This is a genomic window from Pseudoalteromonas sp. UG3-2, from assembly GCF_037120705.1.
Classification (GTDB): Bacteria; Pseudomonadota; Gammaproteobacteria; order Enterobacterales; family Alteromonadaceae; genus Pseudoalteromonas.
In genome coordinates this window covers 95,170-110,493 of the sequence record NZ_JAWLJU010000002.1, presented here as the reverse complement: position 1 = coordinate 110,493, position 15,324 = coordinate 95,170, and the positions used below count along the sequence as shown (strand labels likewise).

The 15,324-nt window shown below is 46.3% G+C and carries 16 protein-coding genes; all 16 read right to left on the bottom strand.

Going from position 1 to position 15,324, the window contains the following annotated elements; all coding sequences use genetic code 11:
• Positions 1–4 precede the first annotated feature (4 nt).
• Positions 5–784, bottom strand: coding sequence for a flagellar biosynthetic protein FliR (gene fliR, locus R3P39_RS03830; RefSeq protein WP_336565762.1), 780 nt, complete (start codon positions 782–784; stop codon positions 5–7).
• Positions 785–786: 2 nt separating this feature from the next.
• Positions 787–1,056: a flagellar biosynthesis protein FliQ gene (gene fliQ, locus R3P39_RS03825; protein WP_336565760.1), complete on the bottom strand. Its 270-nt coding sequence runs from the start codon at positions 1,054–1,056 to the stop codon at positions 787–789.
• Position 1,057: 1 nt separating this feature from the next.
• Entirely contained in the window at positions 1,058–1,795 is a 738-nt protein-coding gene (gene fliP, locus R3P39_RS03820; RefSeq protein WP_336565759.1) for a flagellar type III secretion system pore protein FliP, read from the bottom strand.
• A complete protein-coding gene (fliO, locus tag R3P39_RS03815; RefSeq protein ID WP_336569228.1) occupies positions 1,788–2,111 on the bottom strand; it encodes a flagellar biosynthetic protein FliO in 324 nt (107 codons plus the stop codon). The genes fliP and fliO overlap by 8 nt, the downstream gene beginning before the upstream one ends.
• Positions 2,112–2,245: 134 nt before the next feature.
• A complete protein-coding gene (gene fliN / locus R3P39_RS03810) occupies positions 2,246–2,647 on the bottom strand; it encodes a flagellar motor switch protein FliN (RefSeq protein WP_336565758.1) in 402 nt (133 codons plus the stop codon).
• 78 nt (positions 2,648–2,725) lie between these two features.
• Positions 2,726–3,820, bottom strand: coding sequence for a flagellar motor switch protein FliM (gene fliM, locus R3P39_RS03805; RefSeq protein ID WP_336565757.1), 1,095 nt, complete (start codon positions 3,818–3,820; stop codon positions 2,726–2,728).
• A gap of 10 nt (positions 3,821–3,830) precedes the next feature.
• Positions 3,831–4,355, bottom strand: a complete 525-nt coding sequence (gene fliL / locus R3P39_RS03800; RefSeq protein WP_336565755.1) for a flagellar basal body-associated protein FliL — start codon at positions 4,353–4,355, stop codon at positions 3,831–3,833.
• A gap of 43 nt (positions 4,356–4,398) precedes the next feature.
• Positions 4,399–6,675, bottom strand: a complete 2,277-nt coding sequence (locus R3P39_RS03795; RefSeq protein ID WP_336565753.1) for a flagellar hook-length control protein FliK — start codon at positions 6,673–6,675, stop codon at positions 4,399–4,401.
• 183 nt (positions 6,676–6,858) lie between these two features.
• The gene (gene fliJ, locus R3P39_RS03790; protein WP_336565751.1) at positions 6,859–7,305 is read right to left on the bottom strand and encodes a flagellar export protein FliJ; all 447 of its coding nucleotides are present in this window, start codon (positions 7,303–7,305) and stop codon (positions 6,859–6,861) included.
• Positions 7,305–8,636, bottom strand: a complete 1,332-nt coding sequence (gene fliI / locus R3P39_RS03785; protein ID WP_336565749.1) for a flagellar protein export ATPase FliI — start codon at positions 8,634–8,636, stop codon at positions 7,305–7,307. The genes fliJ and fliI overlap by 1 nt, the downstream gene beginning before the upstream one ends.
• 57 nt (positions 8,637–8,693) lie before the next feature.
• The gene (fliH, locus tag R3P39_RS03780; protein WP_336565747.1) at positions 8,694–9,515 is read right to left on the bottom strand and encodes a flagellar assembly protein FliH; all 822 of its coding nucleotides are present in this window, start codon (positions 9,513–9,515) and stop codon (positions 8,694–8,696) included.
• A 3-nt stretch (positions 9,516–9,518) separates the two neighbouring features.
• Complete coding sequence (gene fliG / locus R3P39_RS03775; RefSeq protein WP_336565745.1) at positions 9,519–10,559, bottom strand: flagellar motor switch protein FliG; 1,041 nt, start codon at positions 10,557–10,559, stop codon at positions 9,519–9,521.
• The gene (gene fliF, locus R3P39_RS03770) at positions 10,552–12,270 is read right to left on the bottom strand and encodes a flagellar basal-body MS-ring/collar protein FliF (protein WP_336569227.1); all 1,719 of its coding nucleotides are present in this window, start codon (positions 12,268–12,270) and stop codon (positions 10,552–10,554) included. The genes fliG and fliF overlap by 8 nt, the downstream gene beginning before the upstream one ends.
• A gap of 20 nt (positions 12,271–12,290) precedes the next feature.
• On the bottom strand, positions 12,291–12,623 hold the full coding sequence (gene fliE / locus R3P39_RS03765) for a flagellar hook-basal body complex protein FliE (protein WP_336565743.1): 333 nt from the start codon (positions 12,621–12,623) through the stop codon (positions 12,291–12,293).
• A gap of 172 nt (positions 12,624–12,795) precedes the next feature.
• The gene (locus tag R3P39_RS03760; protein ID WP_336565742.1) at positions 12,796–14,172 is read right to left on the bottom strand and encodes a sigma-54-dependent transcriptional regulator; all 1,377 of its coding nucleotides are present in this window, start codon (positions 14,170–14,172) and stop codon (positions 12,796–12,798) included.
• Complete coding sequence (locus R3P39_RS03755; protein WP_336565741.1) at positions 14,169–15,269, bottom strand: sensor histidine kinase; 1,101 nt, start codon at positions 15,267–15,269, stop codon at positions 14,169–14,171. The genes R3P39_RS03760 and R3P39_RS03755 overlap by 4 nt, the downstream gene beginning before the upstream one ends.
• Between the last annotated feature and the right edge of the window lie 55 nt (positions 15,270–15,324).

The window sequence follows — 15,324 nt, the reverse complement described above, 5'->3', positions numbered from 1 at the left end:
GCTCCTATACCGTACAACCGACTAAGTTACACATTAGCTCGGTCATTTTTAGCCATTGGAATTCGTATTGCGCTAAGAAATTCCCTAACGTCATCCAGATAATGGTTAATCCGGCCACCAAAGTAAAGGCGAAGCCTACTGAGAAAATATTCATTTGCGGCGCTGCCCGGGTCATAATACCAAAAGACAAATTAATAATAAGCATCGCGGTTAATGGCGCCAACGCCAGTGCCAGCGCGGTGGAAAACATCCAGCCGCCCCAGTTCACTATGGTCCAAAATTTATCCACTGACCACCAGTTTCCAGCCACAGGAAAAGTCTCAAAGCTATATACCACCATTTGGATCATCATCAAGTGGCCGTTATAAACAAAAAACAGTAATGTCGCCAAAATCAAATAAAACTGACCCACCGCCGGGACACTCATACCGTTGGCAGGATCCACCACGGAAGCAAAGCCAAGGCCAGTTTGCATTGCCAGGATTTGGCCTGCAACAATAAACGTGTTGAGTAGCAGTAATGAGCCAAAGCCAATCGCCACACCAGTGATAAGCTCTTGGATCACCACTAGGATCATGGAAAAAGAGAATAAATCAGTAAATTGTGACTTCGGAAGGACCGGCACTACTGCAAAGGTGATCACCACGGCCAAGGCAAACTTAATTCGCGCCGGCACCGTTTGCGCACCGAGGCCCGCCATGACCATAATCATTGAACTTATTCTGACCAGTGGCAGCAAAAAGTCACTGAGCCACTGCATGATCACAGCAAAGGTAAACTCCATCTTTACCCCGCGATTTCAGGAATTTGCAGTACCAGTGTGTTGAAATAATCCATCAGCACTTGGACAAACCAATGGCCACCAACGATCAGCGCTACAATGGTGACAATCAGTCGCGGTAAGAAGCTCAAGGTTTGTTCGTTGATAGAAGTGGCCGCTTGGAAGACCGCCACCACCAAACCAATTAGCAAGCCAGGTACGACAATCGCTGCCACGAGTTTAATCACAATAAATAGCGCACCACTTAGGATATCAACAAATACTTCTGGTTCCACGCTAAACCCCCAACCCGAAGCTTCTGGCCAGCGTCCCCATAACTAAGCTCCAACCATCCACTAAGACAAACAGCATAATCTTAAATGGCAAAGAGACTATCATCGGGGAGAGCATCATCATACCCATGGCCATCAAGACACTCGCTACCACTAAGTCAACGATGAGAAATGGGATAAAGAACATAAAGCCGATAATAAAGGCGGTTTGTAATTCAGACGTCACGAATGCTGGAATAATAACAATAAACGGTGTGTCTTCTGGGCTATCAAGCTTATCGTACCCGGCAATTTTGGCGAAGGTTTCTAAGTCCTTAATCCGAGTTTGCGATAGCATAAAGCTCTTCATTGGCTCTTTGGCTTTTTCAAGCGCCTGGATAGAAGTGAGCTCTTCATTGATGTATGGCTGAACCGCTTGTTCATTAATTTGTGAAAAGATAGGAGCCATAATAAACAAAGTTAAAAACAGCGTTAGACCTAGCAAAATTTGATTGGAAGGAGACTGTTGTAAACCAATGGCTTGGCGCAAAATCGCTAGGACGACAATGATCCGGGTGAACGAGGTCATCATGATAACTGCTGCAGGTATAAAACTCAGTGCCGTCATGATAGCCAGCACCTGCAAAGTTACCGAGTACTCTTGGCTACCGTCAGGGTTAGTGGTGACGTTAATGGCTTCAATGCCCTCGGCAGAGGCAAAGCCTGAAAATAACAACAGTGAGAAAAGGAGCGTTTTAATCATGGGATTTCTTATTATCTTTATTCGCTGGGGTCATCTTAGTGGCCAAAAACTTCTGTAATTCACTGGCAAAAGGTGCCTGATTTAAGCCATCGAGTGGCGTCTCAAGTTGATAGAGGTAGTTGATATTACTAGGAGTAACTCCGAGTAAATGTTGTTTATTATCAAGCTCAATAACCAGCAACCTTTCTTTTGTGCCCAGTGAAATACTGCGTACGACCTTAAAGTCTTTTTGGTTGACAATATTGGGGTTTAAGCGCTTTAGGATAAATGCCAAGCCCACAATGAGCGCTATCACCAACACCAATGATAGCCCCATGGAAAGTAGCTCAGAACTTAATCCTGCGGTGCCAGCGCCCACTTTTGCGCTAGTGTCATTGGTCGCCGCAGCATTTGCGCTACTCGACAACAGCAGTAGCACTAACATACCGAAGCCGTTTATTGCTCGCCCCATTAGCGTAACTTCTTGATCCGCTCAACTTGGCTTATCACGTCGGTGAGACGAATACCAAACTTATCGTTCACCACAACCACTTCACCGTGGGCAATCAAGGTGCCGTTAACCAACACATCGAGTGGCTCACCAGCCACGCGGTCAAGTTCTACCACTGAGCCCTGGTTTAGCTGTAATAGGTTGCGGATATTAATTTTAGAACGGCCCACTTCCATGGAAATGGTAACCGGAATATCTAAAATGGTATCCAGCTTACGTTTTTCATCAGAGGACAATGATGAATTCGCATCTTGTAACTCATCTAGTTCAGCAACTTCTGGCTCACCACTACCAGACTCAGCGTCTTCCGCTTCGGCCAAAGCCGCTGCCCATTCGTCCATAGTATCTTGATCATCGCTCATTTAACTACTACCTGATTATGTTATCTATTTACTCAATTCATGTGTTTTGGCAATTAAGCTAAGGCTTTGCAATTGCTATTACCAGTCTAAATCCACCCCTTCGGAAAGGTGCAGATCTTCTTCTAATTCGGCCAGCTCGGCATCAGAATCGAGCTTTTTACCGCCTTTAGTAAACACGTGAAGCTCAGACTTCACCGACTCTGGGCGTTTTATCTTTTCACTTATTTGCAGTGCTACGTTGTCACGGGAGCGCCCCATTTTCGCTCTAAAGGTTGGCAGCTCTTCAACAAACACAGTAACGTGCTCTGGCATTTCCACCGGGATCACATCACCTGCTTGCAGCTTCATAACTTGCTCTAACGATAAGTCAACTTCCAGTAACTGGGATGATAACTCCACTTCAACATCCATGATTTCATCGCGCAGCGCCTTACTCCAACGCAAGTCCGTGTCTTCGGTATCCGACTGTACACCGGCATCCAGTAATTCACGAATGGGTTCCAGCATCGAATAGGGCAAAGAAATATGGAAATCGCCACCGCCGCCGTCAAGCTCAATGTGAAAAGAACTGATCACCACCACCTCTGTTGGTGAAACAATGTTGGCCATGGCTGGGTTAACTTCAGAGTCTAAATACTCAAAAGAAACGTCCATCACCGGTGCCCATGCTTCTTTGTAGTCTTCAAAGATTATTTTTAACAGCATTTGTACAATACGGCGTTCGGTGGGGGTAAATTCACGGCCTTCAATTTTGGCATGATAGCGGCCGTCGCCACCAAAAAAGTTATCCACCAGAATAAACACCAAGCGGGCTTCCATGGTGATAAGCCCAGTCCCCTTTAATGGTCTGAAGCGCACCATATTGAGGCTTGTTGGCACAAATAAGGTATGAATATACTCACCGAATTTCAGCATTTGCACGCCATTAATCGACACTTCGGCGGTGCGACGCATCATATTAAATAGGCTTATTCGCATATGTCGGGCAAATCGCTCATTAACGATTTCCAGCGTCGGCATGCGACCACGAACAATCCTATCTTGAGAAGAGAAGTCGTATTGCAGGGCGCCGGAGCTTTCTCCTTCCTCGCCCTCGACGGCTTCATCTTCCTCGACTTCATCTACTCCATGGAGTAGCGCGTCGATTTCATCTTGAGATAATAAGTCGCTCACAAATACTACCTTATTGCATCACAAACCCGGTGAACAGCACACGCTCAATCACCTTGCTACCCTCAACGCCTTCCATCGCCGCTTGCACTTTATCTAAAGCGGTCAAACGCAGTGTTTCTTTACCCGCGCTGGTACTCAGCTCATCGGCCGTGGTAGTAGAAAATACGCTTAGTAGTGTGCCCTCGATAAGCGGAATATGCTTCTTGGCAACTTCTTCGTTTACTTCTCCACGCACCAGCAGTTGTACTTTAATCTGCACGATTCTATCGCGGCTGGCGCCCGGTACATTAAAAACAAATGGCCTCGGCATAGCAACATACAAGGCACTGCCAATTTCCGCTGAACTACTTTGCTCAGCTTGCACTTCTGATGCCGTAGTTTCTTCAGCTAAGGTCTCTGGTGGCGCATCTGAGCCAGAAAATAAAAAGAACCCTGCGACACCGCCGAGAATAACCACCACAGCAGCAATAATGATAATAAGCTTTTTCTTCGAGCCACCGGTTTCTTCTATTTCTAAATCGCTTTCTTCAGCCATAGCAAGCCCTTATAGTTTTCATTAGTAACAATAATAGCAGGTGTTAGGCATAGTAATCTATTGCCGAATCACTATTTCTCTGCTGTCTTTGTTGTGCGCCTGATGCCATTGCTTGCTCATCATCACTGCCCTGTTGTCCGCTACCGTATTGACCCTGGCCATCGCTTTGCCCCTCTTGGCCTTCACTTTGACCATGTGAAATGTGACTTTCACCAAGCTCAATACCCTGCTCGGCCAACATTTCTCTGAGTCTAGGTAAAGATTGCTCAAGCATTTCTTTTGCTTGTTGGTTTTGTACCACAAAATTCACCTGAGCTTGCTCAGCATCGCTTTTTATGCGAATTTGCAACGCCCCAAGCTCTGGTGGGTCGAGCCTGATTTCAGCTTGTTTATTATTCAGGTTCAACATCATCCCAACACGTTGATTAAGCTCTTTTGCCGCATCATGACGAGCAATATTAATTGCTTGTTGAAGATTAGCATCTACCGTTGGCTTTGTCTGTGCTGCCGAGTTGCTACTTGAGTTTTGTGACTGCTGCAGCTGCTGTACCTCTTTCATCGTTTGATTTAGCGTTGCAGGTTCTGTGCTCGATGCAGCGTTAGGCGCTGCGTCTGTTCGTGTTGTGCTAAAAATATTATTAAATGGCGCTCTTTCAGCTTTACTGTTCTCTTTTACTGCTGCATTTTCTTGGCTATTGGTGGCATTAAACTCTTTGTCGCTCAGCTTTTCCGATAGCTTTTCACTTACTTGTTTTTCTGATTGTGCTTTTTCGTTTACTTTGGCTTGTTCAGACTCACCTTGATAAGCACGCTCATTGGTCATTACTTTGTCTTGTTTTAACTGTTTAACCGGTGAAATAAAGTCACTGCCGTTATCCGCTTTTATTAATCCCTGGGGTTTATCTTGCGGTTTCGTTGCTAACGCCATGTCAGTGTCATTTTGCGATTCAGGATTTGCTGGTAATGCCCCAGATTGAGCCGACTTAAACGGTTCATTCACCGCTTTCACTGCAGCCATATTTTTATTGGCTAATAACTGCGCCACCGCCTTTTGCACGCTAGGTGAGGCATCATAAATATCGACATCGCCATTTAACACCGCTTGCAGCTCTTTTTGCTGCACTGGATTTAAACTATTAAGTACCTTACTCACTTTCGCTGTCGCATTAGACTCTTCAGCTTGACCAGCTACCCCCATTTGCTTAGTACTGCCTTGAATCTGGCTAGAAATAGGACCAATATCCGCTTTATTTCTCAAGTCGATAATGGTTTGCTGTTGATTTTTTAGCGTCGTATCTTCTTGGTCACTCGCACTAGGCTTAGCAGGTTCACCAGCTCCAAGTTCTGGACGTGGTTGAGCAGTGCCATTTTGACCCCCTGGCAGCCCATTTGCTAGAGGTTTGGGCACTTCATTACGAGGCTGCTCTGTTACTTTAGATTTCACTTCATCGACCAACTTTTGCGCCGCTTGAAGTTGCTCTTTGGTAGGCTTTGAATGCTGTGTTGCTGTTGATTCGGTATTGTTATCGCCAGTCACTGCAGGTGCCTGCTTCGCTTTGCCCTCAGTCCCCTGTACTAGTGTCTCAGAAGTAACCTTTTGCTGGCCTGCTGATAATGGTTGTTCAGCGTATTGCTGTTTTGCTTCATTGGATAGAGCTGTGGATTCATCCGCTGCTACTTTCGATGGACCGCTGTTTGATTGCAGTGCCGCACGTACAGCCGTTGATACTTCTTTTGGTGCCGCTTTTAATGTTGTGCTTTGCTGTTTCGCTGCAGTGATTTGTGATAATAAGTCGTTATCTTTTGCAGTGCTAGCTGCTTTATCTTGTGAACTTGCGTCATTCAATATTACTTTATCGCTCGCGGTTGCTGCTCGCTCTTTTGTTCCTGGTGATAATAACTGCCCCTCTGCTGCAGCATTGGCCTCCTTACCATGTGACTCGGTAGGCGCTTGTGCTACTGTGGCAATAGCGCTGGTGTTATCTGTTTTAACGTGCGCTTGCTCTGGATAAGTGGCATTCTGCTCTAACTTACTTAGCTGGTGTGTCTGCTCTGAAACATTGGCGGTTGAAGTATTAGCGCCATTCGTTGTTTCCTGCTCGCTTTGTTTTGCATCTAAAGCCAACTGTGAGGCTGCTTTTTCCACCTCCAGCTGTTTATCTAACTTGCCTTGCTGCCGAGTCTCTTCAACGCTTTCTAGCTTTGCCATAAGCGCATTAAAGTCATCACTGCTCTGAGCCTCTTCCACATCAGAGTCTAAGGGAGCACTTTTCGCTTCACTATTGCCGCGCTGCAGCAGGTTTGCAAGCATCACATTCATTTTGAACTACCTCAACAAGTGGCAAGTTTCTGCCTTTTTATGAGCACATCAAAATACAACCCAATGATTTTATTGATGTTATATTCTGACCCCATAGATAAACCAATTCACTAAGTTAAATACTGCATAATTCAAGCCAACTTCACTAAAGCTGACTCGGCACTGGAGTCAGGCGTAAGTCCTCTACCAGGCTGATGGTCTACGGACAAACTGGTTGGTAGCAAACTCATCCAGCATTTTCTGTTCTGCTTTGGCTAGCTTTGCTTGATATGCTAATTGTTGTTTCTCAATCAGCTTTTCAATGGCCTTGGTTTTGGCTTGTTGCTCTAGCCATAGCTTACGGCGCTGCTCTACTACCTGCTTGGCGGTGTTCACTGTGCTGCTTTGCTGAGTGATCGCTTGCTCTATCTTATTAATGAAATTGTGATATTGATTAAAACCGCCACTGCTTAAACCCGCTTGAGCCTTACCATGAAGCTGTGTGGTGTATTCCAACCTAAAGTCATTGAGCCCGGCCAACTTTTGTTGGTTAATAGACAGATGTTGTTGTGCCTGAGCAAAGTTGGCTTTTAGTTGCTCTTCTTTATCCTGTTCAAGCTTAAGCAAAAGATTCAGTTTATTGCCGGCCATTATGCTTGCCCTAATAATTTGGCTAGACTCTGCAGGCAATCATCGTAGCTGATCACTTCTTTCATGCCCTGCTGCAAGAAGCTATTTACCGCTGGCATCATGTCAATGGCTTGGTCTAACATTTGGTCGCTGCCTTTTTGATAGGCACCTAAAGTGATCATATCTTTATTTTGCTGATACATAGAGTAAACCTGCTTGAGTACTCTCGCTTGTTGTAGGTGAGCTTCAGAGACCACTTGTGGCATAACACGGCTGATCGACTTTTCAATATCAATGGCTGGATAATGGCCGCTATCGGCCAGTTCGCGGGACAGCACAATATGACCATCTAAAATGGCTCGAGCAGCATCAGCAATGGGATCTTGCATATCATCCCCCTCACTGAGAACCGTGAAAAAAGCGGTAATGGAACCTTGCCCCTCACCACCATTACCAGCGCGTTCAACGAGCGCCGGCAGTTTTGCAAATACAGATGGCGGATAGCCTTTCGTCGCTGGTGGTTCACCCACTGCCAGAGCAATTTCACGTTGTGCCATGGCATACCGTGTCACGGAATCAAGCAGTAACAACACGTTAAGACCTTGATCACGAAAATACTCTGCAATGGTAATGGCGCTTTCGCAGCCTTTTAACCGCATCAAAGGTGAAGCGTCTGCAGGGGCAGCTACTACCACCGAGCGGCGGCGACCTTCAACGCCAAGAATTTCATCAATAAACTCTTTTACCTCACGGCCACGCTCACCTACCAAGCCAACCACAATGACATCGGCCTCACTCCCTCGAGTCATCATCCCCAGTAATACAGACTTACCCACACCACTACCAGCAAACAAGCCCATTCGCTGCCCTTGCCCCACGGTGACGATTGAGTTGATTGCACGCACACCAACGTCCATGGGCGCATCAATAGGTCTTCTCGCCAGTGGGTTAATAGGCGATGCAGCGAACTTCAAATGTTGTTCAGCCTCGATTGCCCCCAGTCCATCCAACGGTCGGCCCAAGCCATCCACAACTCGGCCCAATAAGCTCATACCCACAGGTAACCCGGCTTCTTTGACTTTAGGGATCACCCGCGCACCGGGAAGCACACCGGTAATATGATCGTTGGGCATGAGGTATAAGGTGTCTTGGTTAAAGCCAATGACTTCAGCGTCGACAAAGCCACCTAGGGTCTCTATTTTACATTGACTGCCCACTGAGGCGTTTAACCCTTTGGCTTCCAGGGTTAGCCCCACTACACGGGTCAAGCTGCCAGCGACGGCAACGCCATAAGGTTTTATAAACTTTTGATACTTTCCCAGTCGCTCGCTCATTGCAGCCGATGTTGACATGATTTTGCACACCCGTACGTTAAGGTTAAGCCTCGCGCTAATATTGTCGCACGAAGCTTATTGCTTTTGCTCTATACCGCTATCTTGCAAAAAAGAGTCCAACACATCATTTATGCGGTTTTTCACTGTCATATCAATTGACGATTGCGCGGTTTTTACCTCGCACCCGCCTCTTTCTAAGGTGGGTTCGGGAATTAACTGCCAGTGCTGTGCTGCAATATGTTCCTCGCCATACATCTCCTGGACTAAAGTAAGGTCGTCGGGGTGAAGGTGGATGCGAACACTTTGCTCGTGAATAGGCAAAGCGTCCATGGCTTTTTTTAAGGCATTTAAAATCAGTTCTGGAGAAGTCTGTAACTCTTTGAAGATCACTTGCTGCGCCAATAAATTGACTAAAGTAACCAATTGCTTCTCACAGTCATCATCGACTTTTTTAATTGGGTCTTGTAAGGCATCAAGCACACTCGACAGTGCTTTCATACGCTCCTCGATAAGAGGCTGAGCTTCTTCCAGCCCTTTTTCCTTACCAATTTCTACGCCTTCTTTGTAACCGGCCTCTTTGCCTTCACTGACCCCTTTATCAAATCCTTCAATGTAGCCTTGCTCATGACCTTGTTTAATGCCTTCATCGTAGGCGTCTTGGCGGATTTGCTCGAGTTCTTCAATAGTCAGAGTAGGAAACTCTGGTTCCTGTGGCTCTGGCTCTTGGGGCTTTTTCTTTTTACTGTAAACTTCTTCCAAAGGTGTACCGTAGGCCGTTGAACGACCTCTGTATTTTTCTGATTTGTCAGATACGTCTGGGATTGGCCAATTTTCTAAAAGCTCGTCAATCGCGCTGTCGCTGACGGGACGACCTTTATACAGCTTTTTATCGACCATAGCTTATAGGAACTCCTCGCCGCCACCGCCACCAAGCATAATCTCACCAGAGTCGGCTAAGCGTCTGGCCGTTGCCAGAATCTCTTTCTGTGCCGCTTCCACTTCGCTGATCCTAACTGGCGGCATGGCTTCAAGATCGTCTTTCATCATTTCTGCTGCACGTTTTGACATGTTATTCATGATCTTATCTTTCAAGCCTTCATCAGCACCTTTAATGGCTTTCATTAAGACATCTTGTTGCACCTCACGTAAAATCGCCTGGATACCGCGATCTTCAACGTCCATGAGGTTCTCAAAAACAAACATAAGGTCTTGAATTTGCTGAGACATTTCCTCATCATGCTCACGGATTGAATCCATTAGCTGACCTTCAATGTTGGTATCGAGGTAGTTCAAGATATCTGCTGCAGCTTTTAAGCCGCCCATTTTCGCAGCTTGGGCACCGGCTTGACCTGCGAACTGTTTCTCCATGATTTCGTTGAGCTCTTGCAGTGCCGCTGGTTGCACTTCTTCTAAGTTGGCGATCCGCATGGTTAAATCTAAGCGCACTTTCTCAGGAAATTGCGCTAGAATTTCAGCTGATTGCTCAGGCTCCAAATAAGACAATACAATGGTTTGAATTTGCGGGTGCTCATTACGGATGATATTGGCAACCTGCTTAGAATCCATCCACTTTAATGAGTCCAACCCTTTCGCGCCAGAGCCCATGACAATTTGGTCAATCAGGCTCGCCGCTTTATCCTCACCTAGCGCGGCAGTAAGCGCCTTTTTAATAAAGTCTTCAGATTGGAAACCAATGGTACTGAAGCTTTGAATTTGTTCAATAAACAGGTTGTGTACCGCGGCAATTTTGGCTTGCGATAAGTCGTCCATCGCCGCCATCGACATCCCCACCTTCTGCACCTGCTTAGGCTCTAGGTGCTTTAGTATTTGTGCGGCATCCTCTTCCGTTAAACTTAGCAGCAAGATGGCCGCTTTATCGACGCCGTCAAGCTTGTCAACGTCGAACGCCGCAGGTAATTGTTTTTCTTCTTGATCAGTCATCTTCTGTCAACCACGCTTTCACAACTTGTGATGAGAGTTCAGGTTCGTTAGCGACCAGAGCACGTACTGCTTTCAGTAGGTCTTCGTCACCGTGTAGGTCAGGCAATTGTAATCTACCATCCGAGGAGAAGCCAACTGCCGACTCATCAAAGTCATTATTTAACATATCAAGGGTGCTGTCACCGAGGTCTACGCCACAGGTTAATGCATCTTCGTCATACTCTTCCAAGGTATCTTCTGGGTAGATTAGACGTTTCAACATAGGTCTTACTACCGCTAAGATTAGCACAATGATAACCAATGTTCCGGCGCCAAGACGGATAACTTTTTGGAACCAGTCTTGCTCCCACAGTGGTAATTCCTCCACCGCCATTAAGTCTTCACGAACAAATGGTACTGTTACTACTTCTAGGGCATCACCCCGCTGCATGTCAAAGCCCACGCCACCTTGTAATAAACGACGAATATTATTTAGCTCTTCTTGTGAGCGTGGAACCATTTCCATGTTCCCTTCTGCATTGGCTTTTTGCACGTAATCAACGGCCACACTGACACTGATGCGGCGAATAACGCCAGTTTGTTGACGCTTATGGCTGATTGTGGTGTCTAACTCATAGTTACGAGTCGCTTCTTTTTGCACACTGCTTGGCGTAGCACCCTTACCATTACCACCTTGACCTGCGACTTCAGGAATATTGGAGTTCACTGGAGGCTGATTGGTTAATGCGCCAGGGATCCCCACAGCCAAGCCACCAATGTTATTTTCTTCATAGGTGGTTTCACTGCGCACCGCAGGTAAGTCTGGGTTGAAACGTTTCTGCGTTTCTTCCACCGAGCTAAAGTCCATGGTTAAGTCAACTTGGGCAGTAAAGTTACCTAAGCCCACGGTAGGAATAAGAATACTATCAATTTTTTCTAGGTATTCTTGTTCACGCTTGCGTTCAAGGTCATATTCTTTTCTTGAGCGTGCAGCCAGGGAGTCTTGCGAGCCCGAATTAAGTAGACGGCCATTTTGATCGGTCACGGTAACACGTGCAGGCTCTAAACCTTGCACTGCTGAGGCGACAATATCAACGATGGAATCGACTTCTTCGCCGTCTAATGTGCGACCGCGTTTCATGGTCACAACCACAGTAGCTGACGGTTTTTTCTCACGACGAGCAAAGACATTTTCTTTCGGGATAGCCAATAATACCTTGGCGCGGTTGATATCTTGCAGCTCTTCAATGGTGCGAGATAACTGTTGTTCACGGCTGTGCTTGAGACGCTCACGTTCTAAGCGCTGACTCACCCCAAAGCCCATATCTTGCATTAAGATATCAGTACCTGAACTGGGTGACTGCGAGAAACCGTCACGGGCCATGCTGAGTTTAATGTTTTGGTAATCCGACTCAGCCACCATAATGGTGTTGCCATCAAGCTCGTATTCAATTTTCTGCTGATCAAGAAAATCGAGTGTTTCCACCAACTCTTCGGTAGGATATTTGCCTAGTGGGCGCATATCTGGCTGACGCGCCCAGATAATGATGAAGATTGCTATTGCTAAACAAATTGCCAAAGCAATGACCAGAGTAACCTGGCGTAACATATCGACACCACTTAACGCGCTAAAGTAGCCAGATTTTTGCTCTTGCTGCTCATCTGCGCCGCTATCGTTATTCATAGCGCCGTCGGAAAGCGTTAGATCTGTTGATTGATTAGTAGCCACGATTACTCTCCAAAGTCACTCTATTAAACTGGCATGCTCATAATTTCTTTATATGACTCAACAAGCTTGTTACGCACTTGTACTGTCGCCTCAAAAGCCACCGAAGATTTTTGCTTGGCGATCATCGCTTCGGCCAAAGACACACTACGGTCTCCCGTTTCGACTGCAACCACTTTTTGCTTAGCGTTTTGCTGTAAGCCATGAACGGTATTCAAGGCATCAGATAATAAATCGCCAAATTGCGCAGATGACGACGCGGCTGTTTTAACCGGCTCAACCGTAGGCTGTGGATTTTTAGTCGCTTGTGCAGCCATCGCTTGCATTTCTTGAAATAGCGCTGATGATTGTACTTTCATGATGCTTTATCCAAAATAACTATACGTAACTTAGTTAAAGCACATTTCATGCCAACAAATAAACACTATAATTCAATGACTTATAGAAGCTTTCTGTGACGGAATTTTGGCAGGAGGGAAATAAGCAGGCGCTGACTGCAGCGCCTGAAGTAAAAAACAGATAACAACTCAGTTAAACGGGCAACGCAATCCCTAAGTCGCGCATTTTGGCCAACTTATAGCGCAGCGTTCTGGGGCTCATACCCAGCACTTCAGCTACTTGTTTACGTTTACCATTAAATTTAGCCAACGTATCGAGAATAATTTGATGCTCTTTGTCTTGCAGCTCTTCTTTGTAGTTCATACCATCCGCTTCACTTTCCCGCTCTGTTGGGGTAATCGAAGTGGCTACTACCGCAGTATCTGCAAGCGTTTCTGGCATGGCTGAAAAGTGCTCAATAAAGATATCGTCTTCATGAATTTCATTGCCTTGTAATAAAATCAAGGCGCGCTGAATGACATTGTCTAACTCGCGTACGTTACCAGGCCAGCTATGCTGTAATAGTTTCTCTTTTGCCTTGGTGCTTAACTGTGGCGTTGGTTTTGACACTGACTGAGTATGGCGGGTCAACAAGTGCTCCGCTAGCACCACAATGTCACCAGGTCGCTCTTTTAATGGCAACCACTCAAGTGGGAACACATTTAAGCGGTAATATAAATCTTCACGAAATACGCCCTCAGCAACGGCTTCTTTTAAGTCGCGGTTACTGGTCGCCAACACTCGCACATCCAGTGAAATGGTTTTGCGGCTTCCCAAGCGCTCTACTTCACGCTCTTGCAACACCCGCAGCAATTTAGCTTGCAGGCCCAAATCCATCTCAGTAATCTCGTCGAGTAAAATAGTGCCTTTCTGTGCTTGCTCAAATTTCCCCGGACAAGCTTGGATAGCCCCGGTAAACGCCCCTTTTTCATAGCCAAACAAGGTGGCTTCGAGCATATTTTCAGGGATAGCTGCACAGTTAATGGCAATAAACGGCTCTTGCGCTCGCTCCGATTTATCGTGAATAAAGCGGGCTAACACTTCTTTGCCCGAGCCACTGGGGCCAAGTACCATAACGCTGGCATCTGATTTGGCGACTTTGGTGGCCAGCTCTAGTAACTTGAGACTTTTATTATCAGCTACCACCGGACCATCGGTTTCTTTTGCCTTTTCGGGCAAGTAACGACTCACCATATTGAGCAAAACTTCTGGCGCAAATGGTTTGGCCATGTAATCAATGGCACCGAGGCGCATCGCCTCAACGGCATCGTCAATGGTGGCATAGGCGGTCATCATTAACACCGGTAGCTCAGGATAATTGAGCTTAATGGTTTTTAGTAAATCTAAGCCGCTCATTTCTGCCATTTGCACATCGCTCACGACGAGAGAGAATGACTCCTGTTTCAATAACAGCACAGCCTGTTCCGCACAGCTTGCCTCCACACACTCGATATTGGAAAGCTGCAAGGTGTCAATGAGTGCTTCTCTTAAGCCGGCATCATCTTCTACAACTAATACTTTGTTACTCATAGTTCCTCCGCTTCAGTCAGTGGTAGTACTAGGCTAAACCGTGCCCCTTTGCCTGCTATGTTTTCTGCTTTTACATAGCCTTGGTGGGCATTGGCAACCGAATTGACCACAGCAAGTCCAAGACCCGTACCTTGCGACTTGGTGGTAAAGAAAGGTTCAAATAATTTGTCAACTTGAGACTCATCGATACCGGGACCATTATCGGTTACCGAAATACAAACGTGCTCCCCCGACTCATCTCGCTCAGCGTGGAGTTCGATGTTTGCATCACTGCCAATTATTTGAATGCTATTATGAATTAAATTTTGGATGGCACTGGCCAGTGCGGTTTTATTCCCCATGATCTGCATGTCTGGCTCTGGTAGACGTGCCTCTAAGCTGGCTTTATTAAGCTCAATCATAGCGTCAGCACCCGCTTTAACCTCACTTAATAGTTGTTGCATCGATACCCGCTGTACCACCTGTTGGTCGCCACTTTTGGCAAACAACAGCATGTCATTAACTTGACTCTCAAGGTCTTTTAACCGTGACATTAGCTTGTCATGAAACTTTTCTCGTGACTGACTGGGCAGATTTGCCGAACCTAAATTAGCGCCATAGAGCATCGCGGCAGAAAGTGGGGTTCGCACTTGGTGAGCTAGTGATGCCACCATTTTACCGAGGGCACTAAGGCGCTGCATGTGCGCAACCCGACTTTGTAATCGCCGTGTCTCTGTTAAGTCGGTCATCAAGATCAACTGCCCAGGCTCCGGGGTCAGGGCTGTGATGTCTAATTTAATTCTTTTACCATCTTTTAAAGAGACCTCATGGCCGTCGTCTTGCTGCGGCCGGAAAGAACGTTGGATAATACTAAACCACTTTTCTCCTTCCAAAGGTTCGCCCAGCATATCAATTGCGATCTGGTTGGCCTTGGCTATCATGCCTTGACCATCAAGTACCACGACACCTGCAGGCATGGTATCAACCAAATGGCTTAACCAGCTGGCTTGCTGTCTTAAATCACTTAACTCACCAACATATGCCTCTTGCAACAAGCAAGGGTTAAATTGATTCGCTGTGGGCACGAATTGTGGATTAATAACATGTGCTAATGCCATTGGTCCGCTCTCTTTAAAATTAAATTCAATTGATAAAAAGCAAGAAACGAACCAA

What these genes read in the sequence shown, in the direction of transcription:
- fliR (WP_336565762.1), bottom strand. Translation starts at nt 784, where the DNA reads ATGGAGTTTACCTTTGCTGTGATCATGCAGTGGCTCAGTGACTTTTTG.
- fliP (WP_336565759.1), bottom strand. Translation starts at nt 1,795, where the DNA reads ATGATTAAAACGCTCCTTTTCTCACTGTTGTTATTTTCAGGCTTTGCC.
- fliO (WP_336569228.1), bottom strand. Translation starts at nt 2,111, where the DNA reads ATGGGGCTATCATTGGTGTTGGTGATAGCGCTCATTGTGGGCTTGGCA.
- fliN (WP_336565758.1), bottom strand. Translation starts at nt 2,647, where the DNA reads ATGAGCGATGATCAAGATACTATGGACGAATGGGCAGCGGCTTTGGCC.
- fliL (WP_336565755.1), bottom strand. Translation starts at nt 4,355, where the DNA reads ATGGCTGAAGAAAGCGATTTAGAAATAGAAGAAACCGGTGGCTCGAAG.
- R3P39_RS03795 (WP_336565753.1), bottom strand. Translation starts at nt 6,675, where the DNA reads ATGAATGTGATGCTTGCAAACCTGCTGCAGCGCGGCAATAGTGAAGCG.
- fliJ (WP_336565751.1), bottom strand. Translation starts at nt 7,305, where the DNA reads ATGGCCGGCAATAAACTGAATCTTTTGCTTAAGCTTGAACAGGATAAA.
- fliI (WP_336565749.1), bottom strand. Translation starts at nt 8,636, where the DNA reads ATGTCAACATCGGCTGCAATGAGCGAGCGACTGGGAAAGTATCAAAAG.
- fliH (WP_336565747.1), bottom strand. Translation starts at nt 9,515, where the DNA reads ATGGTCGATAAAAAGCTGTATAAAGGTCGTCCCGTCAGCGACAGCGCG.
- fliG (WP_336565745.1), bottom strand. Translation starts at nt 10,559, where the DNA reads ATGACTGATCAAGAAGAAAAACAATTACCTGCGGCGTTCGACGTTGAC.
- fliE (WP_336565743.1), bottom strand. Translation starts at nt 12,623, where the DNA reads ATGAAAGTACAATCATCAGCGCTATTTCAAGAAATGCAAGCGATGGCT.
- R3P39_RS03760 (WP_336565742.1), bottom strand. Translation starts at nt 14,172, where the DNA reads ATGAGTAACAAAGTATTAGTTGTAGAAGATGATGCCGGCTTAAGAGAA.
- R3P39_RS03755 (WP_336565741.1), bottom strand. Translation starts at nt 15,269, where the DNA reads ATGGCATTAGCACATGTTATTAATCCACAATTCGTGCCCACAGCGAAT.